This window comes from Cupriavidus sp. 05N38 (assembly GCF_056397345.1).
In genome coordinates, this window is the sequence record NZ_JBFTNF010000042.1 from 1 (window position 1) to 24,776 (window position 24,776).

General features: G+C 69.1%; 22 protein-coding genes and 1 tRNA gene. 6 read left to right on the plus strand and 17 right to left on the minus strand.

All coding sequences use genetic code 11. The features are described 5' to 3' along the window. The first annotated feature begins 445 nt into the window (after positions 1-445). Positions 446-595, plus strand: a complete 150-nt coding sequence (locus AC1DK4_RS26475) for a hypothetical protein (RefSeq protein WP_441618618.1) — start codon at positions 446-448, stop codon at positions 593-595. An 81-nt stretch (positions 596-676) separates the two neighbouring features. On the opposite strand, the gene cls is transcribed toward AC1DK4_RS26475, so the two are convergent. From cls to AC1DK4_RS26500, 5 genes are all read right to left on the minus strand, one after another. Continuing rightward, positions 677-2,212, minus strand: coding sequence for a cardiolipin synthase (gene cls, locus AC1DK4_RS26480; protein ID WP_441618620.1), 1,536 nt, complete (start codon positions 2,210-2,212; stop codon positions 677-679). A gap of 128 nt (positions 2,213-2,340) precedes the next feature. Then, a complete protein-coding gene (locus tag AC1DK4_RS26485) occupies positions 2,341-2,514 on the minus strand; it encodes a hypothetical protein (protein ID WP_477131870.1) in 174 nt (57 codons plus the stop codon). 222 nt (positions 2,515-2,736) lie between these two features. Beyond that, positions 2,737-4,422 (minus strand): aspartate-alanine antiporter, encoded by a 1,686-nt coding sequence (gene aspT / locus AC1DK4_RS26490; protein WP_477131871.1) that lies wholly within the window; start codon positions 4,420-4,422, stop codon positions 2,737-2,739. 70 nt (positions 4,423-4,492) lie between these two features. Then, positions 4,493-6,193: an aspartate-alanine antiporter gene (gene aspT, locus AC1DK4_RS26495; RefSeq protein WP_441643585.1), complete on the minus strand. Its 1,701-nt coding sequence runs from the start codon at positions 6,191-6,193 to the stop codon at positions 4,493-4,495. Between the two features lie 346 nt (positions 6,194-6,539). Further along, positions 6,540-7,031 carry a MarR family winged helix-turn-helix transcriptional regulator gene (locus AC1DK4_RS26500; protein ID WP_441618626.1) on the minus strand — a complete coding sequence of 164 codons (492 nt, stop codon included), beginning with the start codon at positions 7,029-7,031 and terminating at the stop codon, positions 6,540-6,542. Positions 7,032-7,298: 267 nt separating this feature from the next. Here AC1DK4_RS26500 and AC1DK4_RS26505 point away from each other — a divergent pair, with 267 nt between their 5' ends. Next, the gene (locus AC1DK4_RS26505; RefSeq protein ID WP_441618628.1) at positions 7,299-8,714 is read left to right on the plus strand and encodes an MATE family efflux transporter; all 1,416 of its coding nucleotides are present in this window, start codon (positions 7,299-7,301) and stop codon (positions 8,712-8,714) included. 146 nt (positions 8,715-8,860) lie between these two features. Here the strand turns inward: AC1DK4_RS26505 and AC1DK4_RS26510 are convergent. Beyond that, positions 8,861-8,945, minus strand: a tRNA-Leu gene (locus AC1DK4_RS26510). Between the two features lie 113 nt (positions 8,946-9,058). Beyond that, a complete protein-coding gene (locus tag AC1DK4_RS26515) occupies positions 9,059-9,418 on the minus strand; it encodes an HNH endonuclease (RefSeq protein WP_441618630.1) in 360 nt (119 codons plus the stop codon). Positions 9,419-9,678: 260 nt separating this feature from the next. Between AC1DK4_RS26515 and AC1DK4_RS26520 the strand changes: the two genes are divergently transcribed. After that, positions 9,679-10,635 carry an alpha/beta hydrolase gene (locus AC1DK4_RS26520; protein ID WP_441618632.1) on the plus strand — a complete coding sequence of 319 codons (957 nt, stop codon included), beginning with the start codon at positions 9,679-9,681 and terminating at the stop codon, positions 10,633-10,635. Positions 10,636-10,764: 129 nt separating this feature from the next. Here the strand turns inward: AC1DK4_RS26520 and AC1DK4_RS26525 are convergent, their stop codons facing one another. The 3 genes from AC1DK4_RS26525 to AC1DK4_RS26535 form a co-directional block, all read right to left on the minus strand. Continuing rightward, positions 10,765-12,678 carry an amidohydrolase gene (locus AC1DK4_RS26525; RefSeq protein ID WP_477131872.1) on the minus strand — a complete coding sequence of 638 codons (1,914 nt, stop codon included), beginning with the start codon at positions 12,676-12,678 and terminating at the stop codon, positions 10,765-10,767. 177 nt (positions 12,679-12,855) lie between these two features. Beyond that, positions 12,856-13,749 carry an NAD(P)-dependent oxidoreductase gene (locus tag AC1DK4_RS26530; protein WP_441618636.1) on the minus strand — a complete coding sequence of 298 codons (894 nt, stop codon included), beginning with the start codon at positions 13,747-13,749 and terminating at the stop codon, positions 12,856-12,858. 12 nt (positions 13,750-13,761) lie between these two features. Next, positions 13,762-14,967 (minus strand): ABC transporter substrate-binding protein, encoded by a 1,206-nt coding sequence (locus AC1DK4_RS26535; protein WP_477131873.1) that lies wholly within the window; start codon positions 14,965-14,967, stop codon positions 13,762-13,764. 243 nt (positions 14,968-15,210) lie between these two features. Here AC1DK4_RS26535 and AC1DK4_RS26540 point away from each other — a divergent pair, with 243 nt between their 5' ends. From AC1DK4_RS26540 to AC1DK4_RS26550, 3 genes are read left to right on the plus strand one after another with little or no spacing between them, the layout of a single operon-like run. Next, positions 15,211-15,723 carry a DUF6622 family protein gene (locus AC1DK4_RS26540; RefSeq protein ID WP_441618640.1) on the plus strand — a complete coding sequence of 171 codons (513 nt, stop codon included), beginning with the start codon at positions 15,211-15,213 and terminating at the stop codon, positions 15,721-15,723. A gap of 26 nt (positions 15,724-15,749) precedes the next feature. Further along, positions 15,750-16,838: a sensor histidine kinase gene (locus AC1DK4_RS26545; protein WP_441618642.1), complete on the plus strand. Its 1,089-nt coding sequence runs from the start codon at positions 15,750-15,752 to the stop codon at positions 16,836-16,838. Positions 16,839-16,868: 30 nt separating this feature from the next. Further along, positions 16,869-17,678 carry a LytR/AlgR family response regulator transcription factor gene (locus AC1DK4_RS26550; protein WP_441650180.1) on the plus strand — a complete coding sequence of 270 codons (810 nt, stop codon included), beginning with the start codon at positions 16,869-16,871 and terminating at the stop codon, positions 17,676-17,678. A gap of 224 nt (positions 17,679-17,902) precedes the next feature. Here AC1DK4_RS26550 and AC1DK4_RS26555 read toward each other — a convergent pair whose 3' ends face one another. From AC1DK4_RS26555 to AC1DK4_RS26585, 7 genes are all read right to left on the minus strand, one after another. Beyond that, the gene (locus AC1DK4_RS26555; RefSeq protein WP_441618646.1) at positions 17,903-18,769 is read right to left on the minus strand and encodes an IclR family transcriptional regulator; all 867 of its coding nucleotides are present in this window, start codon (positions 18,767-18,769) and stop codon (positions 17,903-17,905) included. Positions 18,770-18,916: 147 nt separating this feature from the next. Continuing rightward, positions 18,917-20,557 (minus strand): fatty acid--CoA ligase, encoded by a 1,641-nt coding sequence (locus tag AC1DK4_RS26560; protein ID WP_477131874.1) that lies wholly within the window; start codon positions 20,555-20,557, stop codon positions 18,917-18,919. 72 nt (positions 20,558-20,629) lie between these two features. Continuing rightward, entirely contained in the window at positions 20,630-21,442 is an 813-nt protein-coding gene (locus AC1DK4_RS26565) for an alpha/beta fold hydrolase (RefSeq protein ID WP_441618649.1), read from the minus strand. A 14-nt stretch (positions 21,443-21,456) separates the two neighbouring features. Next, positions 21,457-22,362, minus strand: a complete 906-nt coding sequence (locus AC1DK4_RS26570) for an alpha/beta hydrolase (protein WP_441650181.1) — start codon at positions 22,360-22,362, stop codon at positions 21,457-21,459. A 72-nt stretch (positions 22,363-22,434) separates the two neighbouring features. Beyond that, entirely contained in the window at positions 22,435-23,241 is an 807-nt protein-coding gene (locus AC1DK4_RS26575; RefSeq protein ID WP_441618653.1) for an enoyl-CoA hydratase/isomerase family protein, read from the minus strand. 10 nt (positions 23,242-23,251) lie between these two features. Further along, positions 23,252-23,731, minus strand: a complete 480-nt coding sequence (locus AC1DK4_RS26580) for a DUF6841 family protein (RefSeq protein WP_441618654.1) — start codon at positions 23,729-23,731, stop codon at positions 23,252-23,254. Between the two features lie 36 nt (positions 23,732-23,767). Continuing rightward, positions 23,768-24,757 (minus strand): Bug family tripartite tricarboxylate transporter substrate binding protein, encoded by a 990-nt coding sequence (locus tag AC1DK4_RS26585; RefSeq protein WP_441618656.1) that lies wholly within the window; start codon positions 24,755-24,757, stop codon positions 23,768-23,770. Positions 24,758-24,776 lie beyond the last annotated feature (19 nt).

Here is a 24,776-nt window from a genome sequence, read left to right on the forward strand (position 1 = left end):
TGGTGGGGCCTGTGGTTCTGCCCGCATCCTGCCGTTACCGGTATTGGCGGTCGCTATCCTGCGAGCGGCGCTGGATTCGTGGTGGCGCTGCATGATGGTGTGGGCCCAGGTAGGTCAAGCTGCTGCCGCGACCGGGGCGGATGGGCACGTCATGGGAACGGCGCTGGTTTCGCGGTGGGCGCGGTGGCCCCTGTGTGAGCTCAGTGAAGTAACCCAGCGCACCCGCGGCCCGGTCCACCAAGCCCACCACGAAACCATGACAGTGCTATGCCGTGGTGGCCAAGGCCGGTAACGGCAGATGGCCGCACAAGCAGTGCGCCCGCCATCATAGGTCTGACCCCGAAACCGACAAGACCCGGAGCTTAGTGGCCGCCCGCACCGGTAACGGCAGGATGCGCGCAGAACCAAGAACCCCACGACGAAACCAGAAACACAAGAAATCCCAATGTTTCTGCCCCTGCCGGCCAGGCAGCCCGCTTTCTTTGCCTACTTTCTTTTCGGGGAAAAGAAAGTAGGTCGCTCCGGGGGAGCGAAAGCCTTTGACTTTGAATTTAAAGCCTTTGAATTTAAAGCCTTTGACTTCGAAGTTAAATAATTAGGCTAGGATATCACCGCATCCAATGCCAAATCCAACACCAAAAATTAAAATCAGTAACCGCCCCCAAGGCGCCCAACCCTACAACAACGAATCCGCCAGCCGGCAAAGATTCTGCCAGGTCCGCCTCCGCAGCGGCCGGCGCTGCCAGACCTCGCGCACCACCTGCGCGCTGTTCGCGAAGTACCGTTCCTGGATCTCCCGCATCCGCGCCACGACCGCGCGGTCGTAGATCACCAGCGCAGCCTCTGCATTCAAGGCAAACGAGCGGATATCCATATTGGTCGACCCCACCATCGCGACCTCGTCGTCGATGGTCACGTGCTTGGCATGCAGGAAGGCCGGCTTGTACAAGTGGATCAGCACCCCCGCATCGAGCAATACGCCGAAGTAGGCCTCCTGCGCGGCCTGCGTGAAGCGCTGGTCGATCCGTTGCGACAGTACCAGGTGCACGGCCACGCCGCGGTAGCAGGCGAGTTGCAGGGCTTGCAGGAAGGCCTCGTCGGGCACGAAGTAGGGGGTGGTGATGACGATCCGTTCGCGCGCGCGATGGACCATGCTCACCAGCGCCATCTGCGCGTTCTGCGTGCCGTAGCCGGGGCCGCTGGGCAGCATCTGGGCTGTGTGCGTGCCCTCGGCGCGCAGGGCGGGAAAGTTCTCGGGCGCGAAGCCGCCGTCCGGGGTCTCGCCGGTCTCCAGGTAGCGGTCGGCCAGGAACAACGCCTGCAGTTGCCCCGCCACCGGGCCGGTCACGCGCGCCACCAGTTCCTCGTTGGGCAGGCCGGGCATGGATTCGGCATCGATCACGTTCTGCGAGCCGATATAGCCGACGCTGCCGTCCACCACCAGGATCTTGCGATGGTTGCGCAGGTCGAAGCGCGCGCTCTTGCCCTTGAGCACGGCGCTCAGCGAGCGCATCGGCAGGGCCTGTATCACCTCCACGCCGCCCTGGCGCAGTTCGTCCGAGAACGCGCGCCAGCCGGCGCGGGCGCCGAGCGCATCCAGCAGCAGGCGGCAGCGCACGCCGCGTGCGCTGGCGCGCAGCAGCGCATCGGTCATGGCGCGCGCGGTGGCGTCGGCGGCGTAGATGTAGACCAGCAGGTGAACCTGGCGCGCGGCGCCGTCGATGTCGGCGATCATGCGGGCCACCACGGCGTCATAGTCGTCCATCAGTTCCACCGCGTTGCCCTGCATGGGCCAGTAGGAGCCCAGCCGCTCGATCAGGGCGGCGGCGTCGGCGGCTACGCCCGCGGGCAGCGGCTGCACCGGCGCGAAGCGCTCCAGCGGGCCGCGCACGCGCTCGATGCCGCGGTTGATGCGCAGCAGCTTCAGGCGGCGCGATTTGGGATAGTAGATGCGGCCGAACAGCGCGTACAGCAGCAGGCCGAGCCATGGCAGGAAGAAGATCAGCAGCAGCCAGGTGCGCGCCGCCGCCGGCGCGCGACGCTGCGGCACATAGACCAGCATGGTCAGGCGGATCAGCCATTCGGCCAGCGTGAACAGCGAGGGCCACCACCACAGGTCGGCGGCGATGCCGCCGGGCAGCGCCGAAAGCCAGCCGGCGGGTACCGCGGGCAAGAGCAGGGCAGGAAGGTCGGTGGACAGGGAGGCTGGCATGAGGCTAGGACTGCAGGCGGGATCGCAGCGTCGGGAAGCGGAGCGCCAACCATACCAGAGCCGTGCGGCGCGAGGATGCGGACACTTCCGCCGCCGTCGCGCCGCGCGCCATGCGGGTCAGCGCAGGCCTACTTCTTCGTCACGTCCTTGTTCGCCTTGTTGCCGGTGGCCTTGTTGTACTGTTCTACGTACTCCTCGAACAGCTTGCGGATCGAGCGGCCGATCTTGRCGTAGTCCGACTCGTTGAGATTGGCCARCGACACGCGTCCGGACGGGTGGCGCGAAAGGTCAGGTTTGGTCATGACTTGCTCCACGGAAAGGCTTGTTGGCGAGGGGCCAGGCCGGGACGGCGCCGTCGCGCCGGCCGCACTGGTCCGGAAACAGAAAACCGGAAACGGAGAACCGGAAACCGAGAACCGGAAACCGAGAACCGGAAACCGAGAACCGGAAACGGAAACGGAAACGGAAGAGGGGAGACGGGCGACAGGCAACAGGCAACAGGAAAGAACGCGAAGGCCGGCGCGCTACACCAGGCCCACCACCAGCGGCCCCAGCAGCGTCAGCAGCACGTTGGCCAGCGCATAGGTGATGGCGAAGGGCACCGTCGGCACCGGGCTTTCGGCCTTGTCGAGGATGCCGCCGAAGGCCGGGTTGGCGCTGCGCGAGCCCGACAGCGCGCCCGCCAGCAGCGCCGCGTTGTCGTACTTGAGCACGTAGCGGCCGAACAGCATGGTCAGGAACAGCGGCAGCAGCGTCACCACCGCGCCCAGCAGGAAGATCGTCAGCCCGCTTTGCTTGAGCGTGGTCACTGCCTGCAGCCCGGAGTTGATGCCCACGATGGCGACGAAGGCCGCCAGCCCGAAATCCTTGAGCAGCTGGCAGGCCGCGGTCGGCATGGCGCCGTACATGGGATGCTTGGAACGCGCCCAGCCGAACACCAGCCCGGAGAGCAGCGCGCCGCCGCCGGAGCCCAGCGTCAGCGGGATCGAACCCACCCGCCACACCAGCAGGCCGATCAGCAGGCCTACCAGCACGCCGGCGCCGAAGTAGACGAAGTCCGTCTTCTCGCTCGGCACCAGTTCATAGCCCGCCGTCCTGGCCGCGCGCGCGGTGTCGGCCGGGGTGCCGTAGAAGGTGATGATGTCGCCGTGCTGCAGCTTCAGCTCGGGCAGGATCGGCAGCGGGTGGTCATAGCGCTCGATATGCTCGATATACACGCCGTGCCGCTGTTCGCGCTCCACCATGCCGATGATCTGCGCGATGGACTTGTTGTTCATGTCCTTGTGGGTAAACACAGCGCGCCGCGTCTGCATCACCACGCCCATGCCCTCGGGCTCGGCCACCTCCTCGCCGACCACCAGCGCAGTGGGCACCATGGCGTCGCGCCGTCCCACCATCAGGACCAGGTCGCCGGGCTGCAGCACCAGCTCCTGCGTGACCTCGACCGCCTTGCCCGCGCGCATCACCTTTTCCACCGTGACCAGGTCCTCGCCCTTGGTCTCGATCTGCGCCACCGTCTTGCCAGCCGCGCCGGTCACGCGGAACACGCGCCCCACCAGGCGCGGCAGCGCGCCGCGCTGGCCGGGGCCGAACTGCGCCACGCCACCGTGCATGGCCGCCTCCACCTTCTTGGCGTCGGTCTTCAGGTCCGTCTTCATGAAGCGCGGCAGGATGTTTACGCACACGATGATCGCGCCCAGCGAGCCGAACACATAGGTCACCGCATAGCCGATCGCCACGTTGGACTGCAGCACCTTCACCTCTTCGGCCGACAGCCCGAGCTTGGTGATGGCGTCGCCCGCGGTGCCGATGATGGCCGACTGCGTCATGCCGCCGGCAGCCAGCCCGGCGGCCAGGCCCTTGTCGAGGTGGAACAGCTTGGCCAGGAYCACSAYCGTKRYCAGGCCCRCCACCGCCATGAASAYCGMCATGGCGATCTCGCGCAGCGAGCTGCGGTTGAGCGAGTTGAAGAACTGCGGCCCGCTCTCGTAGCCCACGGCATAGATGAACACGGCGAACATCACCGCCTTCACGCCGTTGTCGATCTCCACGCCCACCTGGCTGATGACCACCGCCGCCAGCAGCGAGCCGGCCACGCCGCCCAGCTGGAAGCGCCCGAAGGTGATCTTGCCGATTGCGTAGCCGATGGCCAGCGACAGGAACAACGCCGCTTCGGGAGACTTCTGGAAGATGCCGTGCAACCACTCCATGCCTTGCTCCTGCTGCGTGAGAAATCGGTCGGGCCCGCCGCGGCGCGCACTTGCCCGGCCGGCGCGGTCTTCAATGCGCCAGCGAGCCGGCCACCGCCACCGCGATCGGTCCCATCAGCGGCAGCAGCACATTGGAGATCGCATAGGTGATGGTGTAGCCGATCACCGGCGTGCTGTTGCCCGCCGCGCTGGTCAGCGCCATGATGGCCGGCGTGCTGCATTGCTGGCCCGCCACCGCGCCGAGCAGGATCGGCGCCTCGATCTTCAGCCAGCGGCCGATCAGCAGCGACAGCGTCGCCGGGACCAGCGAAATCAGCACGCCCGCCACCGGCAGCGCCAGGCCATAGGTCTTCACCAGCTTGATCGCGTCCGGTCCGGCCGACAGGCCCACCGCCGCAATGAAGGTGGCGAGGCCGAAGTCCTTCAGGATCTCCGCGGCCGGCGAGGGCAGGGAGCCGATCAGCGGCATGCGCGCGCGCAGCCAGCCGAACGCCAGGCCCGAGACCAGGCAGCCGCCGCCGGTGCCCAGCGTCAGGTCCACGCTGCCCAGCTGCACGTCCAGCTTGCCGATCAGGATCCCCAGCAGCACGCCAATGCCGAGGAACACGAAATCGGTCTTGATGGTGGGCACCACGCGGTAGCCCAGCTCCGGCACCACGCGCTCCACCGCCTCGGACGGGCCGCTCAGGCTCAGCACGTCGCCGCGCTCCAGCACCGTGTTGGGCAGGGGCGGAATCGGGCGGCCGACGCGGCTGATGCCGTCGACATAGACGCCGCGGCCCAGGCCCACGTCGGCCATGCGGCGCAGCGCGGCCAGCGTCAGGCCACTGATCTCGCGGCGCGCGAGCAGCACGTCCTGCTCCACCTGCACCACCGTGTCCATGTCCGCGTCGCCGGCCGTGTCGAGGATCTCGGTGCCGGTTTCCTGCACGAAGCGCACCATCGCCTCGCGCCGGCCATAGGCCAGCACCACGTCGCCGATATGCAGGACTTCTTCGGGCGCGGGCTTGAAGGTCACGCCGTTGCGGCGGATGCGCCGGATCGTCACGCCCAGCGATACTGCCTGTTCGGCCTGCAGCACCGTGCGCCCGGCCGCGTCGCGCACCGACAGCAGGCGGCCCACCAGCGCCGGCAGCGCGGCGTACTGGCGCGCGCCCATGTCGCCTTCGCCACCGAGCTTGCGCCACAGCGCGGCGGCCGCCTCGCGCAGGTCGATGCGCATCAGCCACGGTGCGACCTGGCTGGTGAATAGCACGATCGTGATCAGCCCGAACAGGTAGGTGACGCTGTACGCCGTGACGATATTGGTCTGCAGCTCGCGCACGCGGTCGGCGGAGAGGCCCAGCCGGGCAATGGCTTCCGAGGCCGTGCCGATCACCGCCGACTCCGTCGCCGCACCGGCCAGCAGCCCGGCCGCGGTGCCCTGGTCGAGGTTCAGCACCACCACCGCCAGCGACATCAGCGCCAGCACCGAGGCCACCTCCACCAGCGAGAGCAGGCCGATGCGCCAGCTGCGCGCCACGTTGGCAAAGAACTGCGGACCACCGGTGAAGCCCAGCGCGAAGATGAACAGCGCGAAGAACACGTTGCGCACGTCGGCCTCGAGCCGCGCGCCGCTCTGGCCGATCACCAGCGCGGCAATCAAGGTGCCGCAGATGCCGCCGAGCTGGAACGGGCCCACCTTGACCGCACCCACGGCGTGACCCACGGCCAGCGCCAGGAACAGGGCGATCTCGGGTTGCGTTGCGAGCAGACGGACGATGGTTTCCATGAGGCGGCCAGCCGTGCGGAGGGATCACTGGTCCATGGGGCGCCCGCGCAAGGCTGCGCGCGGCACGGATATTCGCCGGGCCCGGCCTCGCCGGCCGGCGGCACGGGATCGGCGTGGGCCATTATCCCTGCCGTCACTTGGCGCGCGTGCTGAAAGCTTTTGTTTGTGATTTAAGCGGCGTCGATGTGCCGCGTGGGGCGCAGGGATCAGCGCATTCCTGCCGGCCGATGGATGGCGGGCGCATCGCGGCATCGCCCGGCGCGTAGGTCGCGCATGCGTGGATCAGGGGGCGTGGAGCAGCCGCGGGCCGGGGGCGCTTGCCGCGAGGCGCGGGCAGCGGTGTGGCTCAGGCCGGCGTTCGGCCTGTCTTGCCGGCGCTGGCGCCGGGCTCCGTGAATCCCGACGCAAAGGCCGGGGAAGCGATGCGGTTGAGTACGCCGCGCAGCGCGCTGGCTTCGGCCTGGCCCAGCGAGGCTTCGAAGCGCGCCTGCGCTTCGCTCCATAGCGCCCGCGACTCCTTCAGCTTGCTCTTGCCGCTCGTCGTCAGGCTGACGCGGCGGCTGCGCCGGTCATTCTCGTCGGGCACCAGTTCGACATAGCCATCGCGCGCCAGCGGCTTGAGCGTATGTCCGAGCGCRGAAAGGTCCATCACCAGCGCATCGGCCAGGGCCCGCATGGTGGGACGGTCGGCGCGGTCGATCTGGGATAGCAGCGCGTGCTGCGTGGCGCGCAGGCCGCTCGGTGCCAGCACGTCGTCGTAGAGCTGGCCCAGCCGGCGCGCGGCCCGGCGCAGTGCGGCGTTGTTGCAGATCGGCTCGCTCGGTGCAGGGGAATTCATGGTGAGGTCAGGCCCGTTCGCGGAGGTGGAAATCGAGTTGTGGCGCAGAGTGCGCTTGACGGCGCCCAAGGGAAAACGCCGGCAGGCCGTCTTGTTGACAGCGGCGGGCACCATCCATATAGTGGCATATGCCTGTAATTAAAACATCCCGGCAATACCCGCAGGGGTGGCCGGAGTGGCAGGGACAGGCTGCCCCCAAGCCGGGAATTCTAGAGGAATTCGCCTGCGCCCGGGCTCGACGCAATGCACGGTTCCCGGACAATACCCATGAATGATCGTCTCGCACAAGCCACTGCTGCCGCAAGCCCCGCCATCCCGGCCCCGCCGGCCGGCGCCAGTGCCGCCCGGCAACGGACCGAGCTGATGCTGCGGGCGCCGGTCCTGCCCACGCTGTTGCGCCTCGCCGCGCCCAACGTCGTGGTGATGCTGGCGCAGGCCACGGCCAATTTCCTTGAAAGCTACTATGTGGGCCGGCTGGGCGTGGAGGCGCTGGCCGGTGCCGCGCTGGTCTTCCCGCTGGTCATGCTGGTGCAGATGATGTCGGCGGGCGGGATCGGCGGCGGCATCTCGTCGGCCATTGCGCGCGCGCTCGGCGCAGGGCGCCAGCAAGACGCGCAGTCGCTCGCCCTGCACGCCGTGGTGATCGCACTGGTGCTGGGACTGGTGTCGACGCTGGTCGTGGTCCTCGGCGGAGCGCAGATCTATACGATGATGGGCGGACGAGGCGAAGCGCTGAAGGCAGCCCTTACCTACTCGAACGCCATCTTCGCGGGCGCGATCTTCCTCTGGCTGCTCAACACGCTGGCAAGCGTGCTGCGCGGCACCGGCAACATGAAGCTGCCGGCGGCAGTACTGACCGGCGGCGTATTCATCCTGCTGGTGTTGTCGCCGGCATTCATTTTCGGCTTTGGCCCGATCCCCGCCATGGGCATCGCGGGCGCGGGGCTGGCACTTGTGGCGTACTACGTCATCGGCACGGTCGTGCTCATGTGGAGCCTGCTGCGCGGCAGGGGCGGCTTCCGCCTGAGTTTCAGGCACCGGCTTCGCTGGTCGCAGTTCGCCGAGATCCTTGGCGTGGGCGGCGCCGCCGCACTGAACAATACGACGGCCAACCTGGCGGTCACGCTGGCGACGGCATTCGTCGCCGCCATGGGCACGAGGGAGCTGGCCGGCTTTGGCCTGGGCATCCGCATCGAATACCTGCAGATCCCGATCGTGTTCGGGGTCGGCTCTGGCATGGTGGCGATGATCGGCATGAACACGGGCGCCGGGCAACTGGAGCGGGCGCGCGAGGTTGCCTGGAAGGGCGCCTGTATCGCCGCGCTGGCCACCGAAGTCGTCGGGCTGGCCGCGGCCGTGTTTCCCACCGCATGGCTGCACCTGTTCTCGACGGATGCGGAGGCGGTCGCCACCGGCACCACGTATCTCAGGATCGTGGCGCCGGCCTATGGCCTGCTTGGCTGCGGGCTGGCCCTGTATTTCGCCTCGCAAGGGGCGAAGCGGATGCGCTGGTCCGTGATCGCCGGCATCGGCCGGGTGGTCGTGATCGCGCTGGGCAGCAGCCTGGTGGTGCAAGTCTTCGGCAGCAGCCTGGCGGCGCTGTGCGCGGTGCTGGTGCTGGCCTTTGCCGTATTCGCACTGCTCAATGCGGTGCCGTGGATGGCGGCGCCGGCGAAGCGATGACAGGTGCGGGGCAAGGCCTGGCGGCCGCGCCGCTGCGACCGGTGCCTTGCGCATGAAGGGAGCCGGCCTGCCCCGGTGCCGCCGCCCGGCGCCGCAAAACAAAAAACCCGCCGTGCTCGAAAGCACTGCGGGTTTTTCGTTGGATCTGGTGCCCGGGGTCGGACTCGAACCGACACGCCTTGCGGCGGGGGATTTTGAGTCCCCTGCGTCTACCTGTTTCACCACCCGGGCGGAGTGGATGCCGGCGGCCTGGACCGGAAACCGGCTTGCCAGCGGCGCACTGAGCCGGGAATTATGCCGCAAATCCCGCGCGCCCACAACCGGACGCCGGGCGGCGGGCAAGCCTAGTCGCCGCGCCTGCTCCGGGTGGCGCGGCTGCGGTCGTAGTATTCGGGCGGCTTGCGGGCGATCCAGCGGATGAAGTCGGCCATGGCGGGGTGGGCGCGCAGGCGGTCCCAGTCATGGTAAGTACGGGCAAGTTCGGCCTCGGTGAATACGGAGTGGATCTTCTGGTGGCAGACGCGGTGCATGGCCACGGCGTCGCGTCCACCCTGGCTGCGTGGCACGAGGTGGTGCAGGTCGATGCTGGGGCCGGGTGCCAGCGGCCGTCCGCACAGGGGGCATGGCGCGGCGGCGGCAGGGGCGCCGGCGGGCGGACCTTGCTGGTGGTCCTGACCGGCGCGCAGATGGCGTTTGACGACCATGAACGGGGCGTGGCTGGAGGGATAGGCGCAAGCGGCCACAACTGGCCGCAACTGGCGGATGTCTCCGTCCGATTCCGGGAATCTTCCGGCTGGAACGCCGCCTGCGAACTCGGATAGCATTATTGCCGCCGCAGCGCCCGCCGGGCTACCGGGATCGTCCCGGATCTGCCCGGCGCGTGCGGTGCAGGCAAATTCTTCCCCCGCAGGCCGCTACGCCAAGACAACAAGAGGCGGCCTCGGTCCAATCGTCCCGGAGACCTATGTCCAACCCTTCGTCCCTCGCCAGCCTCGCAGAGCTGCCGTCGCAGGATCCCGCCTTTTTCGAACGCGAGTACAACAACCGGGCCATGGTGCCGGACAACGCCGCCTACATGGCCCAGTGGGCCGAGCTGTCGCGGCAGGTGCGCGAGCGCGACGGCTGGCTCGAAGATCTGAGCTATGCCGATGCCCCGCCCGGCCCGAACGCAGCGGCCGAGCGGCTGGACTATTTCCCGGCGCACGCCGCCGCATCGAAGGGCAACGCGGGCAATGCCGGCCATGCCGGCCATGCGCCGCCGCTGCTGGTGTTCCTGCATGGCGGCTACTGGCGCGCGCTGGACAAGCGCGACCATAGCCTCGTAGCCAATGCGCTGCCGGGCTGCGGCGTCTCGGTGGCGGTGGTCGGCTACTCGCTGGCACCGGCGGTGGCGGTGCCTGCCATCCTGCTGCAGGCGGCGCGCAGCGTGGCCTGGCTGTACCGGCAGTCGGAGCGGCTCGGGCACGACCGGTCCCGCATCTTCGTCGCGGGGCATTCGGTGGGCGGCAACATGGCGGCGATGATGCTCGCCACGCACTGGCCGGGCCTTGGCGCCGACCTGCCTGCCGACCTGGTCAAGGGCGCGGTGTCGGTCAGCGGCGTGCACGAACTGGAGCCGCTGCGCCGCGCGCCGTTCCTGGCCAACCTGTGCCTGTCGGAGCAGGACGTGGCGCGCATGTCGCCGGCCCGCCTGCTGCCGGCCACGGCGGCGCCGCTGGTGACCGCGGTGGGCGAACTGGAATCCGGCGAATACCAACGCCAGAGCGCGCTGCTGCGGGCCGCCTGGCCAGCCAATGCATCGGTGCCGGGCGCCGTGCATTTACCGATGCCGGGCAAGCACCATTTCAGCGTGGTGAACGATTTCGCCGAGCGGGACAGCCCGCTGCTGCGGGCAGTGCGGCGCATGATCGGGGTGGACTGAGGCGCCTGATCTGCCGAGGCCCCGCAGGCGGGAATGGGGAGCCAGCCGGCGCCGCGTCGATGCCAGATGGCTGCCGCCGCCCTCCCATCGCAGGGGAGAGGGCAGCAAACCTTCGCCATCGGGGTGCGGCTACTTCCCTTTCGCGGGTTCGCTCCAGAGCTGGTCGAGAATCACCTCCAGCGCCGCGGGCAGGTCGCCATCGCCCTGCGCGGGGTAGGCGAGGCCGGCCGCGGGCGCCAGCTCCGGGTTGCCATGCATGGCGAATTCCGCGGGGCGCGAAGCCACGGGCGGTTGCGCCAGCGCACGGTCATAGATCAGATTGCCTTCCTTGAAGGTCTGCAGCACCTTGATGCTGGCCAGGGTGTCGCGCGGCACGCTCAGCGGATTGGCCGACAACACGGCAAAGTCGGCCAGCTTGCCGGGCGTGATGCTGCCCTTGGTGTTTTCCTCGAAGTGCTGGTACGCGGCCCAGATCGTCATGCTCTTGAGCGCGGTCAGCGGATCGAGCCGCTGGCCCGCGCCAAGCACGAAGCCGCTGCGCGTAGTGCGGTTGACCGTGGCCGAGAGCACGCGCATGGAATCGGGCAATGCCACCGGGGCGTCGTGGTGGGAGCTGACCCGCATGCCGGCATCGACCACCCATTTCATCGGCGAGATATTCTCCGCGCGCTGCGGTCCCAGCACCGACTGGCGGTGCCAGTCGCCCCAGTAGTAGGTATGCATGGGGAACAGCGAGGGGAAGACGCCGAGCGCCTTCAGCTCCGGCACCTGGTCCTTGCGCAGCGTCTGCCCGTGGACCAGCACCGGCCGCACGTCCACGCCGGGGTTGGCCTGCTCGGCCTTGCGCATGGCGGTGATCATCTGGTCGATGGCGCGGTCGCCGTTGGCGTGGGTCAGTACCTGCCAGCGGTGCGACAGCGCCTTGTCGTAGACCTCGAAGACCCCGGCGTCCTTCACCACGCCATAGCCGGCATAGTCCGGCTTGTTGCCGGCCGGCACCTTGAAATACGGCCGGCTCAGCCACGCGGTCTTGCCCTGCGGCGAGCCGTCGAGCGTCAGCTTGACGCCGCCGATGCGGAAGTGGCCGGTGTACTGGGGCGGCTCCGTCACCGGATGGAAGAAGGGCGCCTGCATGAGGGCCTCCGCGCCGGGCTTCAGGATGTCCGGGTAGGACACCACGTCGGCCTGCAGCACGCCTTTTTGCGCCGCGGCCATGGTGGCCTTGACCTGGGCCGGGGCGGTGCGCCCGTCCTGGAGCGTGGTGTAGCCATGGCTGACGTAGAGCTTCTGGCCGGCAGCGAGCATGGCGATGGCCTCGGCTTCGCCAAGCCTGGGGAACAGCCTGGCCAGCGCGAGGAAGAAGGCATTCTCCTCCAGCACGCCGTCCGGCTCGCGGCTGCCGGGGCGCCGGCGGATCACGCCGCCGTCGGGATCRTTGCTCGCGGCGCTGATGCCGGCCATCTCCAGCGCGCGGCTGTTGAGCGCGCCGAAATGGCCCGACTGGTGCACCAGCGCGACCGGCATGTCGGTGGCCACGGCGTCGAGGTCCTGCCGGGTCGGATGGCGCTTTTCCCTGAGCTGGGAGTCGTCATAGCCAAAGCCGARCAGGACCTTGAGGTGCGCCGGCATCGGGGACTGGCGGCGAAAGTCGCGCAGCGTCTTCTGCAGCTCGGCAATCGATGCATTCGGGCCGTCGGGCGGCGGCAGCAGGTTGGCGCTCTGTGCCTGGAAGCCGACCATGGTGACATGGCCGTGCGCGTCGACAAAACCGGGGATCAGCGTGCCGCCGTTGAGATCGTTCATGCGCGTGGCGCTGCCGCGGTACTGCATGATTTCGGCGGCGGAGCCCACCGCCAGGATCTTGCCGCCCCTGGACGCCACCGCTTCGGCAGCGGGGATCGCCTCATCGATCGTCACGACTGCCCCGTTGTGCCAGATCGCGTCCGCCACCACCGGCGGCGGTCCGGGCGGGGCGCAGGCGCTGGCGAGCAGGGCGGCGGCCAGGGCCTGCGCGGCCCTGGCGGCGGGATGGGAAGTCTTCATTGCGGGATCCTTGCGGCGGCCAGCGAACGCCCACGGGCGGCTGCGCCATTGTCGGCCGCGAGCGCGCCGAAAGAGCGCCATGCCAGGTCCGGTCGATTTCTTTCATGACGCGCGACGATAACGTTTAATTCTCTCCCGCCCGCCCGCCCGCCCGCCCGCCCTCCCGGCCTTCGGTCCTCAGCCCTCCAGCACGCGTAGCAAGGACGACGTATCGTCCTTGCCCCAGCCCTTCTCCATCAGCGTGGCGAGCTGGCGCGAGGTGGCCTGCATGGCGGGCAGCGCCAGGCCGAGCTGCCCGGCGATCTCCGCCGCCAGCCCGAAATCCTTGTCGTGCAGGCGCGCTTCGATGCCGGCGGCGAAGTCGTGCGCCACCATCTTCGGCCCCATCAGGTCCAGCATGCGGCTGCCCGCCATGCCGGTGGCCATGGCCTGCAGCACGCGGGTGCCGTCGACCTGCTGCGCCTGCGCGAAGCGCATGGCCTCGGCGATGCCTTCGATATTCACCACCTGCGCGATCTGGTTGCACAGCTTGGCCACCTGGCCCGCGCCGCTGTCGCCGATATGGGTGATGGTCTTGCCCAGCAGCGCCAGCAACGGGCGCACGCGCTCCAGCACCTCGGCCTTGCCGCCCGCCATGATGGTCAGGCTGGCCGCCTGCGCGCCGGCGGTGCCGCCGGACACCGGGCAGTCCAGCGCCTCGATGCCGCGCTCGGCCAGCCGCGCGGCGATCTCGCGCGTGACGATGGGCGAGATGGTGCTGTGGTCCACGCAGACGGTGCCCGGCGCCGCGCCCTCGATCACGCCGTGCTCGCCCAGCAGCACCGCGCGCACGTCTTCGGACGAGGTCACGTTGGTGAACACCACCGCCGCGCCGCGCGCGGCCTCGGCCGGCGTGGCGCACGGCACCGCGCCAAGCGCGCGCGCCGCATCGGCGGCCTCGGGGCGGCGCACAAGGGCGCGCACGCCGTGGCCGGCGGCGATCAGGTGGCGCACCATCGGCGTGCCCATGGCGCCCAGGCCGATAAAGCCGAGGGTCAGGGATTCAGGGGGCCGGGAAACTGTATCGGTCATGGCAGGACATCCTTACTTGTCAGACGCGTAGGCAAACTTGCCGTTGCGGATCACGCCCATCACGCGCGAGCGCTGATCGAAGCCCTGGTGGTCCTTCTCGCTCATGTTCATCACGCCGTTGGGAATGGTCAGGTTGGTGGTGTTCTCCAGCGCATCGCGCATGGCATGGCGGAATGCCTTCGTGCCCGGCTGCGCRCCGCCCTTGCCCGCGCGGCGCACCGCATCGTCGAGCAGCATCCACGCGCCCCAGGCGTCGCCGGCGAACTGGGTGATGCTGTCGGTGCCATATCTGGCCTCGTAGCGCGTCAGGAAATCCAGCGCCACCTTCTTCACCGGATGGCTGTCCGGCAGCTGGCGCGCCACCACCACCGGCCCGGTGGGGAACAGCGTGCCTTCCACGTCCTTGCCGCCCATGCGCAGGAAATCCCAGGTGGCGATGCCGTGCGTCTGGTACACGCGGCCCTTGTAGCCGCGCTCGGCCAGCGTCTTCTGCGGCAGCACCGACGGCGTGCCCGCGCCGGCGACCAGGATCGCATCCGGATTGGCGGCCATCAGCTTGAGCACCTGCCCGGTCACCGAGGTATCGTTGCGCGAGAAGCGCTCGCTGGCCACCACCTTGATCTTGCGCAGTTCCGCCAGCCTGGAGAACTCGCGCCACCAGCTCTCGCCATAGGCGTCACTGAAGCCGATGAAGCCCACCGTCGTCACGCCGTGGTTGCTCATGTACTCGGTCAGCACCGTGGCCATGTGCGAATCGTTCTGCGGCATCTTGAAGGCCCAGCGCCGCTTCGGGTCCGACTGCGGCTCGATGATGGCGGCCGATGCCGCCAGCGCCACCATCGGCGTCTCGCCTTCGGCCACCGCGTCCAGCGCGGCGATCGCCGTGGGGGTGATATTGGGGCCTACCACCACGTCGACCTTTTCCTCGGAAATCAGCTTGCGCACGTTGCGCACGGCCGCGGCCGGGTCGGAGCCATCGTCCAGGATCACGTACTGCGCGCGCTRCCCGCCCAGCGTCTGCGGCCACATCAGCACCGTGTTCTTGGACGGGATGCCGATGGAGGCGGCCGGGCCGGTGGTGGACACGTCGATGCCCACGCGGATGTCGGCGCGGGCCGTGCCGGCCGCGAGCGCGGCGACGCCACAGGCGACGGCGGCGGCAAGGCGCAGGGTGGAGGCAGCGGAGGCAGCGGGGGCAGGGCGGCTGGGCAAGGGCATGCGTGTCTTCCTCGTTTTATGTTCTGGCTCGATGTACTACCGCGGGAAACCGTGCGTGGCTGGCCGCCATCGTATCCGGAATCGCCCATGTTGCGAAAGCTGCCCGCCACGGCTCGCGCCGCGCCGCCCGCATCTGGCGACGCGCACCCGCATTCCGTCACGGGCGGCTCCCCGCCGGCGGCGTGCCCCGGCACCATGGCGCATCCCGACGCCTTTCATGCCTTCATACACCGGAGCGCCGCCATGACAGCCAATCTCCTCCAACATACGCCCGCCTGGGTCTGGATCCTGCTGGCCGCACTCGTCGCGCTGGGCCGGGCGCAGGCCGTGCCCCGCCGCATGACCCTGTTGCGCGGCGCCGCCATGCCTGGGGCCATGGCCGTGGTCTCGCTCGTCGGGACCCTCGGCTTCTTCCCGGGGCAGCCGGGCGCGCTGGCCGCCTGGAGCGCCGGCGCCGCCGCCGCGCTGGTGCTGTGCAACATGGCCGGCGCCTGGGGCGGGATCCGCCGGGAGGATGCCGCGCGGCGGCTGTACGTGCCCGGCAGCTGGGTGCCGCTGGGGCTGATCCTGTGCATGTTCGCCATGCGCTTCGGCCTGGGCGCCGGCCACGCCATGCACGCGGCGTGGCTGGCCGATCCGCGCGCCGCGCTGGCGGCCGGCTTTGCTTCCGGCGCGGTTAGCGGTATCTTCCTCGCACGCGGCCTGGCGATGTGGCGGGCGGCCAGGCAGACGCCAGCGGCCGGCGTCATCGGCTGAACGCTTCGATACCGGTTTCCCTCTCCATGCAAGCCACCATTCCACGCCGCCCCTTGCACTGGTTCCTGCGCGAGCTGCGCATCGGCGTGCCCGTGGCATTCGGCGCCGCGCTGTTCTTCAGCACGCTTTACCGCGAGCAGTTCGGCACCAACCTGATCTATTCCATCTGCATCACCGCGCTGATCCAGGCGCTTATCCAGGGCGGGCGCTACGGCATGCTGCGCCTGGGCGTGCAGTCGGAGCGCGCCCCGGGCGGGCGTGCCTGGCCGGACTACCGGCTGATGTTCCCGTGGGTGCTGGTGTCCGGCGTGCTGGGCTATTTCGGCGGCAGTGCCGTGGCCGGCTGGCTGACCGGCTCCTACGGCAGCCCGGCGGAGCTGGCACGCAACCCGCGCGCGCTCGCGCTCAGCACCACCGTGGTCATGGCGCTGGCCGCCGCCATCAGCTACTTCTTCTACACGCGCGGCCGCATGGCCGCCATGGCCGCGCGCGAGCAGGCCGCGCTGCGCAGCGCGGCGGAGAACCAGCTGCGGCTGCTGGAGTCACAGCTCGAGCCGCACATGCTGTTCAACACGCTGGGCAACCTGCGCGCGCTGATCGGCCAGGACCCGCAGCGCGCCCAGCACATGCTCAACCAGCTGATCGCGTTCCTGCGCGCCACGCTGGAGGCATCGCGTTCCGGTCCGCATCCGCTGTCGTCGGAGTTCGCGCGCGTGGCCGACTACCTCGGCCTGATGGAGGTCCGCATGGGCGAGCGCCTGCGCACCGAACTGGACCTGCCGCCCGAACTCGCCGGCCTGCCGGTGCCGCCGCTGCTGCTGCAGCCGCTGGTGGAGAACGCCATCAAGCACGGGCTGGAGCCCAAGCTCGCAGGTGGCGTGATCCGGCTCGCCGCGCGCCGGGATGGCAATGTGCTGGTCCTGACGGTGCGCGACACCGGCATGGGCCTGCGCGTGTCGCCGCTGGCGCCGCCGAAGGACGCCACCTGCTTCGGCACCGCGCAAGTGCGCGAGCGGCTGGCCCAGCTCTTCGGCACCCAGGCCAGCTTCACCCTGGACAAGGCCGGCGATGCCGATGGCGGCACGCTGGCCACCGTACGCATCCCGCTCTCCTGACCCGACGCTCCCGCCGCCACGTCATACCCAATGCAAGCCACCGCCCTCATCGCCGAAGACGAAATCCTGCTCGCCGCCGACCTGCGGGCCGAGCTCTCGCGCTTGTGGCCGGACCTGCGCATCCTCGCCACCGTGGGCGACGGCGCCGCCGCCGTGACGCAGGCGCTGGCGCTGCAACCGGACCTGCTTTTCCTCGATATCCGCATGCCTGGCATGTCCGGACTGGAAGCCGCGCAGGTCCTGGCCGAGGACTGGCCTGCCGGGGGCAAGCCGTTCCCGCTGGTGGTGTTCGTCACCGCGTTCGACAACTATGCGCTGCACGCCTTCGAGCAGGCCGCGGCGGACTACATCCTCAAGCCCGTGCAGCCCGAGCGGCTGGCCAAGGCATGCACGCGCCTGCAGGCCGCGCTGGCGCAGCGCGCGCAGAGCCCCGCGTCCGACGCCACGCTGGCACAGTTGCGCACGCTGCTCGGCGCGGGCTCGCCGCTGGCGCCGGCTTCCGGATCCAGCCAGCCACTCAAGGTCATCCAGGCCAGCGCGGGCAGCACCATCACCATGGTGCCCGTCGCGGAGGTGCTCTACTTCGAGGCCGACGACAAATACGTGCGCGTGGTCACCGCGGGCGGCGGCCAGCACTGGATTCGCCTGTCGCTGCGCGAGTTGCAGGCGCGGCTGGACCCGCAGGTGTTCTGGCAGGTCCACCGCGGCACCATCGTGCGCGCGGACGCCATCGCCACCGCCACGCGCGACGATGCCGGCAAGATCACGCTGACCCTGCGCGGCAGCGACGACAAGGTCGGCGTGAGCCGGCTCTATGCCGACCTGTTCAAGGGGATGTAGGCGCCTGCGCACTTGCTGGCGCGGAACCAGACGCGAAACCAGGCGCGAAACCAGGCGCGAAACCAGGCGCGGATCGCGCGTTCTTGCCGTTTCCGCGCGTCGCGCAATTCACGTTTGTGGTGCGCTCGGCGCTGCAGGCGCCGGCGAAGCCATGACGCATCGGTATGCCAGGTGCCGGGCTGATCGGCGCGGCCGCCCGGTCAGCGTCGGCGGCGGCGCGCCGCTTACCTTGCCCCGAACTGCTGCCCGAGGGTGCGCTCGATTTCGCGAACCGTCTCGATCAGCAGCGGCCTTACCTGTTCGCGCATGCGCTGCGCCGAGAACGTCTGCGCCGGACCGGCGACGCTGATCGCCATCGCGGGCAGGCCGCGTCCGGGGGTGAAGGAGGTGGCGATGCCGTGGACTTCCTTGACCCATTCGCCGAGGGAGGTGACGCAGCCGGTGGTGCGCAATTCCTCCATCGCGCTGGCGATGCCGTGCTCCACGGCAGGCCAGGCGCCTTCATCCAGTGCGCGGATGCGCTCCATGACTTCGGCGCGCTCGCCGGCGGGCAGGCTGGCGAGGTACACGCGGCCGGCGGCGGAGGTGCCGAGCGCGATGCGCGATCCCACGTCGAGGCTGAGGGTGACGATGGACGTGCTGCGGCAGCATTCCAGGTAGAGCATGGAAAGCCGGTCGCGGGTGGACATGGCCACCACGGCGCCGGTGTCGACCGCGAGGCGCTGCATGAACGGGCGCGCGACCTGGCGCACGTCCAGGTTGGAGAGCATGGCGCTGCCCAGCGCGCCGGTGGCGGTGCCGAGGCGGTACTTGCCGCTGTCCGGCACCACATGCAGGTAGCCGAGCTTGGTCAGCGTGTAGGTCAGCCGCGTGACGGTGGACTTGGGCAGGCCGCAGCGCTCGGCGATCTCGTGGTTGGCCAGGAAGGTGTCGCCGCTGCGGAAGGCGCTGAGCACTTCCAGCCCGCGTGCCAGCGCGGTCACGAAGTGGCGGTCCTGCGCGCCTTCGGGGGACGCTTCGTCCTCGCCGTCCTCACGTTCCTCCGCGGTGGAAAGCTCTCGTTCAGCGGAAGTCTCGTTGCGCCTTGCCATCTTGTCCTGTTCCCATCTAGCCGAAAAATCGTGGTGTTGCGCGTGCGCGCCGCCCGGTGGTTGGTGCGCCAGGCCGGTCACCACCGTCCAGCCGCACAAAATAGCATAGATGCCGCCACGCGCCGGATGCCAGGGCTTGCCATGCCGTCATGCCAGGGCGGCGCGCATGGCCTTCTTGTCATACTTCCCCACGCTGGTTCGCGGCAGGCTGGCAACGAAGAGATATCGCTCCGGCACCGCGTACCGGGAAATCGTGCCGCTGGCCACATACGCGTGCAGATGCGCGCGAATGGCATCGGCGCTCACGCTCTCGTCCGCGGGGGACTTGAGCACGACCAGCGCCATCGGGCGTTCGCCCCATTTCTCGTCGCTCACGCCGATCACCGCCGCTTCGCTGACCGAAGGGTGCTGGCAGATGCAGTCTTCCACCGCGTAGGAGGAGATCCATTCGCCGCCGGTCTTGATGACATCCTTGAGCCGGTCGCTGATGCGCAGGTAGCCGCCGGCGTCGATCGTGCCGATGTCGCCGGTGTGCAGGTAGCCGCCGGTCCACAGCTTGCGCGATGCGTCGTCGTCGCCCAGGTAGCCGGGCGTGAGCCACGGTGCGCGCAAGACGATCTCGCCGGCGGATTCGCCGTCGTGCGGCTGGAAGGCCATCTGCGGATCGGCAAGCCTGAGATCGACCAGCGGCAGCGGCCGGCCGGCGGACAGCCGCGCCGGCAGCCACTCGGCCGGTTCGCCCGCCAGCATGGCTTCGTCGACCTGGGCGCTGGTGATGAACGGGCAGGTCTCGGACATGCCGTAGCCGCAGAAGACGTCGATGCCGCGCGCCAGCGCCGCGCCTGCGAGGCTCTTCGACAAGGCGGCGCCGCCCACGATGATCTTCCAGCCGGCCAGGTCGGATTGCGTCTTCTGCGCCTCTGCCAGCAGCATGTGAAGGATGGTCGGCACGCAGTGCGAGAAGGTCACGCCCTCGCGCTGCTGCAGTTGCAATAGCTGGTCGGCCGAGTAGCGCCCCGGGTAGACCTGCTTCACGCCCATCATGGTGGCGGCGTAGGGCATGCCCCAGGCGTGCACGTGGAACATCGGCGTGATCGGCATGTAGACGTCGCCGCGGTGGAAGCGCCCCTGCTGCGCCGGCATGGCAAACATGGCGACGACCGCCAGCGTGTGCAACACGATCTGGCGGTGCGTGTAGTAGACGCCCTTGGGCAGCCCCGTGGTGCCGCTGGTATAGAAGACGGTGGCACGCGTGTTCTCGCTGAAATCCCGGAACGCGAAGTCCGGCGCGGACGCGGCCAGCAGCGCCTCGTAGGCAGGCGCCTGCGAAGCGGCATGCCCGTCGTCGATCACGACCACATGCTCCACCGACGGGAGCTGGTCGCGCATGCCGAGCACCAGGTCGAGGAAATCATGGTGGACCAGCATCACCTTCGGCGCGGCGTGCGCCAGCGTGTAGCGCACGTGCTCGGGGCTCAGCCGTACGTTCACCGTCTGCAGCACGGCGCCCATCATGGGCACGGCAAAGAAGCATTCCAGGTAGCGATGGCTGTCCCAGTCGAGGATGGCCACTGTGTCGCCGTAGCCGACGCCCAGCGAAGCCAGGCCACTGGCAAGGCGGYCGATGCGCTCGCCCAGCGTGCGGTAGGTGTAGCGCGCGGCGTCCCGGTACACGATCTCCTGCCCGGGCGCGTACGAGAGCGGCGATAGCAGGAGCTGCCTGATCAGCAACTGGTAGTCCGGTGCGTGTGCGGTATCTGCATTGTCCGCTTGGTCCGTGGCCGGCATCGTTGGTCTCCTCGTCATGCTTTTGTCGTTGGTCTCCGGGAGCCTGCACTTGCGTGCAAGGCTGCCCGGTGGTCACTGCGGGCCGATGCGCGCAATGCGGCGTTCGATGATGCGTTCGATAAAGCGCTCGATGAAGCGGGCCAGCCGTGCCGGCTGCTCTACCTGGGGCCAGTGTCCGGCGTCGGCCACATGGTCGATCGTGGCGCTGGCGAAGCGCTTCGCCCCGTCTTCCAGCAAGGCGGCGGTGAAGAACTTGTCATCGGTCGTGATGGTCAGGACAGGGGAGCCGACAGCCGACGCATCGGCACCGGCCGGATGCCCGCCGCTCCAGGCGCGCAGCTGTTCCAGCGCGAACGCGCGGCTGGTCCTGGCGGTGGTGGCGGCGAGCACATCCAGCGCGGCGTCGTCGGGATTGATCGTCAACGCGCGCTTGCCGTCCCTGATCTGCGCCAGGTCGGTCAGGCCGGCGCGGGACTGGAATTTCTCCAGCACCGCCGGGGGAAGCGGGTAGCCGCGCAGCGGCGCGGGCGTGATGAGTACCAGGCCCGAGACACCGCCCGCCACCCCCGCCGCCGCGAGTTCGGCAACCTGGCCGCCCATGCTGTGGCCGATCACCACCACCGGTTGCCCGGCGTGGTGGCCGGACGCGGCGACACCCGCGGCCACCTGCGCCGCATAGGCTGCCAGCAGGGCCTGCGAGCTTGCCGAGGCGTCGCCGCTCGCCGCCAGCCGGACGACAAGGTGGCGCCATCCTGGCAGGTGCAGCGCCGCAAGGAGCGGCTGCCAGGTCTCGGGGCCGTCGAGGTAGCCGTGCACGAAGACCAGCAGGCCCTTGCCGGCGCCGGCTTGCGTCGCCTCCGGATGCGTCATTGCAGTGGGATCCATGGGCGCTCCGGACATCATCGTTGCGACAAGTGCTCGGCAAACCAGTCGCGCGCGGCGGTGCTGGAGTGCTCGAACTCGCCCTGGTAGGCGTCGAAGTGACCGCCCTTGATCATCTTGAGCCGCTTGGGTTCCAGCGCGCGTTCGTAGCCGGCGAGCGCGAGGTCCGTCGGCGTGATCACGTCGTTGTCGGCCACCACCATCAGCAGCGGCTTGGGCGCGATGCGGGAGATCCAGTGCCAGGGCTCGTACATCTGCGCCATGCGGGTGGAGCGGATGGTGACGTACTCGCTGTCTTCCACGCCGTCGGGCGTGTGGAATGCATCGTGGAAATCGATCATGTCCTGCGAGCGATAAGCCGCGCGCACGGACATATCGGTGCTGACCACCCGCTGCCGCATGGGCGGCTCGCCGCGCAGCTGCGCGCGGTCGTCGTCGTTGAACAGCGCCTGCTGCGCCGGCCGTATCTCGGCGGACACGCGCCGCAGGCTCTGTTCGTAGCCGCTCATCAGCGGCACCTGTGCCACGACCGTGCGGATGCGCGAATCGGTGGCGCCCAGGACGATGGCATGGCCGCCCGCGTAGCTGGTCCCCCACACGCCGATCCGCGATGTGTCGACGCCAGGCAAGGATTCCAGGTACGAGACGACGCGCCGCCAGTCCGCGATCTGTTGCCACGGATCGATATCGCCGCGCACGGCGCCGCCGCTGAGCGCGAAGTTGCGGTGGTCGTGCACGATGACGATGAATCCCGCCGCGGCGAAGCGCTCGGCGTACTGTTGCAGGCCGCGGTACTTGATGCCCGAGAAGCCGTGGGCCATCGTGATCGCGGGGAACGGGCCGGTGCCCGCGACGGGGCGGAATACCCAGGCGTGGAGATTGACGTCGTCCCCGACCGGGACATAGTGTTCTTCGGGTTGCATGGTGTGCATGGCTTGGACCGGGGGAAGGCTAGGGAAACCTAGGGAAGGCTGTGGAAGGCTGGGGAGGGCGCTCTACTGCCCGCTGAATTCGATGGCGGGGCGCGCGGCACCCGACTCGAAGGCCTGGGTGGCCGACGCCACGCCGCGCCGCACGTCGTCCGTCGTCAACAGCACCGAGACGTGTTCGATCATGGCTTCGTCCGCCGCGCGCACGCCACCGGCCGACCACGCGGCGAGGATCGCCTTGGTGACGGCGTGCGCGCGGGTGGGGCCGGCGGCCAGCTTCGCCGCGCAGTCGAAGGCGGCATCGCTCAGTTCCGCGTCCGGCACGACCCTGGCCACGATGTTCATGGCCTTGGCCTCGCCCGCGCCGATTTCCTCGGACAGGATCACCAGCCGGCTGGCCACCGCGCGGCCGGCGCGCTCGGCGATGCGCTGCACGCCGCCGGCCAGCGGCGCCACGCCCAGCGTGGCTTCGGAGAAGCGGAAGCGCGCGGATTCGGCGGCGATGATGATGTCCGTATGCAGGGCGAGTTCGAAGCCGCCACCGAACGCGCGGCCGTGCACCTGCGTCACCGTCGGGATCGAGAGCGACTCGATCATGTTCAGCACGCCGTTGGAGAAGCCAAAGCGCTCGCGCCGCTCGGCGTGGGTCTTCAGGTCGGGCCATTCGCGGAAATCGCCGCCCTGGCAGAAGTCGTCGCCGTTGCCCCGGAACAGGATGCAGCGGGCGCCTTCGCGCACGCCGCGGCGCACCGCCTGGTCGAGCTGCGTGAACAGGGGCCGCGTCAGGCGGTTCTGCGGCGCGCGGTTGAGCGTCACGATGGCGACGTTCTGCTTCAGTTCGTAGAGAACGATGTCGGATGGTTGCGATGTCATGTCRTGTTCCTTAAGCGGTTTCCCAGATGTCGTCCAGCGCGTCGCGGTCGGTCAGCAGGCTGGCGAGCGCGAGGATGCGCCACCCCTGCGCGGTGCGATGGATCTCGAAATGGACGGCACGCCGCTCGATCTCCGATTCGTCCGCGCGGCGGCGGGACCAGATCACGTCGATGGAGCCTGCGTTGCTGTTGTAGCCGACCACCTTGCGGTCGAGGATCGTCGTGTGGGTATAGTGCTGCGCCTGCAGCGGGTCCTGGTTGGCCCGCAGCAGCCTGATGACGTCGTCGCCGGTCATCAGGCAAGTGGTCATGTTGACGGAGGCCGCATGCAGCGGGTATCCCCAGTAATCGAGGATGCCGTCGACGCTGTCGGAGGGGTTCGCACCCATGCCGATCCAGGCGGGCAGGTAGATGTCGAAGAACCACTCGCTGATTTCCTGTGCCGCGGTTTGCGCGGGAACGGTCTGCGCGATGCGCTGTGCTGTCGTCATGGCTGTCTCGTGTCTGGTCATGGTCATGCGGCGGGATCAGTCGAGCGTTGCGCCGGATTGCTTCACGAGGCCCTTCCACAGCGGAAGCTCGCGCTGGTACGTGGCGGCGAAATCCGCGGGACCGAGGTAGCTGGGCGCCCATCCAAGATCCTTGATGCGCTGCTGCACATCGGGCAGGCTGAGCGCGGCCCGGACTTCGTCGGAGATACGCTGGACGACCGCCTTCGGCGTGGCCGCTGGCGCGGACAGCCCGATCCACCCCACCGCGCGGAAGATCTGGTCGTCGAAGCCGGCCTCGACCAGGGTCGGGATCTTCGGCAGCGAACCGATGCGCGTGGTGCCCGTGACGCCGATCGCCTTCACGCGGCCGGCCGAGATGAATTGCCCCGCCTGCACGGTGGTCGCGAAGGACATCGGCAAGTTGCCGCCGACCAGGTCCTGCAGCATCGGCACTTCGCCGCGATACGCCACGTGCGTCATGTCGGCGCCGACGATCTCGCTCAGATGGCTGGCCGTCAGGTGCGCCACTGTGCCGATGCCCCATGAGCCGTACGACAGCTTGCCCTTGTTCGCCGTCAGGTATTTGCGCAGCTCCGCGCCATTGCTGGCCGGCACGTTGGCATTCACCAGCAGCACGAGGGGCGAGTCCGCGACCTTGGCGACCAGGACCAGGTCCTTCTGCGAGTCGTAGGGCAGCTTCTTGAACAGGTACTGGTTGATCATCAGCTGCGAGCTCAGCGCGAGCGAGAGCGTGTAGCCATCGCCGGGCGACTTGGCGACCGCATCCACGCCGATCGTTCCCGAGCCGCCCGAGCGGTTGTCGACGATGACCGGCTGGCCAAGGCGCGGCGACATCTTCTCGGCCAGCGTGCGCGCGACGATGTCCGCGGCGCCGCCGGCGGCGAATGGCACGATGATCCGGATCGGCTTCTGCGGATAGGTCTGCGCTTGCGCGGGGCACAGCGCGCCGGCGAGCGCGAGTGCCGCCGCGCCGGCGGCGCCCCTGAGGAATTGCGTACGGTGCATGGCTTGTCTCCTTTGTTTT

Excerpts from the sequence above, each read along its gene's own strand:
- AC1DK4_RS26575 (WP_441618653.1), bottom strand. The coding sequence starts at position 23,241 with ATGACATCGCAACCATCCGACATCGTTCTCTACGAACTGAAGCAGAAC.
- AC1DK4_RS26505 (WP_441618628.1), top strand. The coding sequence starts at position 7,299 with ATGAATGATCGTCTCGCACAAGCCACTGCTGCCGCAAGCCCCGCCATC.
- AC1DK4_RS26475 (WP_441618618.1), top strand. The coding sequence starts at position 446 with ATGTTTCTGCCCCTGCCGGCCAGGCAGCCCGCTTTCTTTGCCTACTTT.
- aspT (WP_441643585.1), bottom strand. The coding sequence starts at position 6,193 with ATGGAAACCATCGTCCGTCTGCTCGCAACGCAACCCGAGATCGCCCTG.
- AC1DK4_RS26540 (WP_441618640.1), top strand. The coding sequence starts at position 15,211 with ATGACAGCCAATCTCCTCCAACATACGCCCGCCTGGGTCTGGATCCTG.
- AC1DK4_RS26530 (WP_441618636.1), bottom strand. The coding sequence starts at position 13,749 with ATGACCGATACAGTTTCCCGGCCCCCTGAATCCCTGACCCTCGGCTTT.
- AC1DK4_RS26515 (WP_441618630.1), bottom strand. The coding sequence starts at position 9,418 with ATGGTCGTCAAACGCCATCTGCGCGCCGGTCAGGACCACCAGCAAGGT.
- AC1DK4_RS26520 (WP_441618632.1), top strand. The coding sequence starts at position 9,679 with ATGTCCAACCCTTCGTCCCTCGCCAGCCTCGCAGAGCTGCCGTCGCAG.
- AC1DK4_RS26565 (WP_441618649.1), bottom strand. The coding sequence starts at position 21,442 with ATGGATCCCACTGCAATGACGCATCCGGAGGCGACGCAAGCCGGCGCC.
- cls (WP_441618620.1), bottom strand. The coding sequence starts at position 2,212 with ATGCCAGCCTCCCTGTCCACCGACCTTCCTGCCCTGCTCTTGCCCGCG.
- AC1DK4_RS26585 (WP_441618656.1), bottom strand. The coding sequence starts at position 24,757 with ATGCACCGTACGCAATTCCTCAGGGGCGCCGCCGGCGCGGCGGCACTC.
- AC1DK4_RS26545 (WP_441618642.1), top strand. The coding sequence starts at position 15,750 with ATGCAAGCCACCATTCCACGCCGCCCCTTGCACTGGTTCCTGCGCGAG.
- AC1DK4_RS26550 (WP_441650180.1), top strand. The coding sequence starts at position 16,869 with ATGCAAGCCACCGCCCTCATCGCCGAAGACGAAATCCTGCTCGCCGCC.
- AC1DK4_RS26570 (WP_441650181.1), bottom strand. The coding sequence starts at position 22,362 with ATGCAACCCGAAGAACACTATGTCCCGGTCGGGGACGACGTCAATCTC.
- AC1DK4_RS26555 (WP_441618646.1), bottom strand. The coding sequence starts at position 18,769 with ATGGCAAGGCGCAACGAGACTTCCGCTGAACGAGAGCTTTCCACCGCG.
- AC1DK4_RS26580 (WP_441618654.1), bottom strand. The coding sequence starts at position 23,731 with ATGACGACAGCACAGCGCATCGCGCAGACCGTTCCCGCGCAAACCGCG.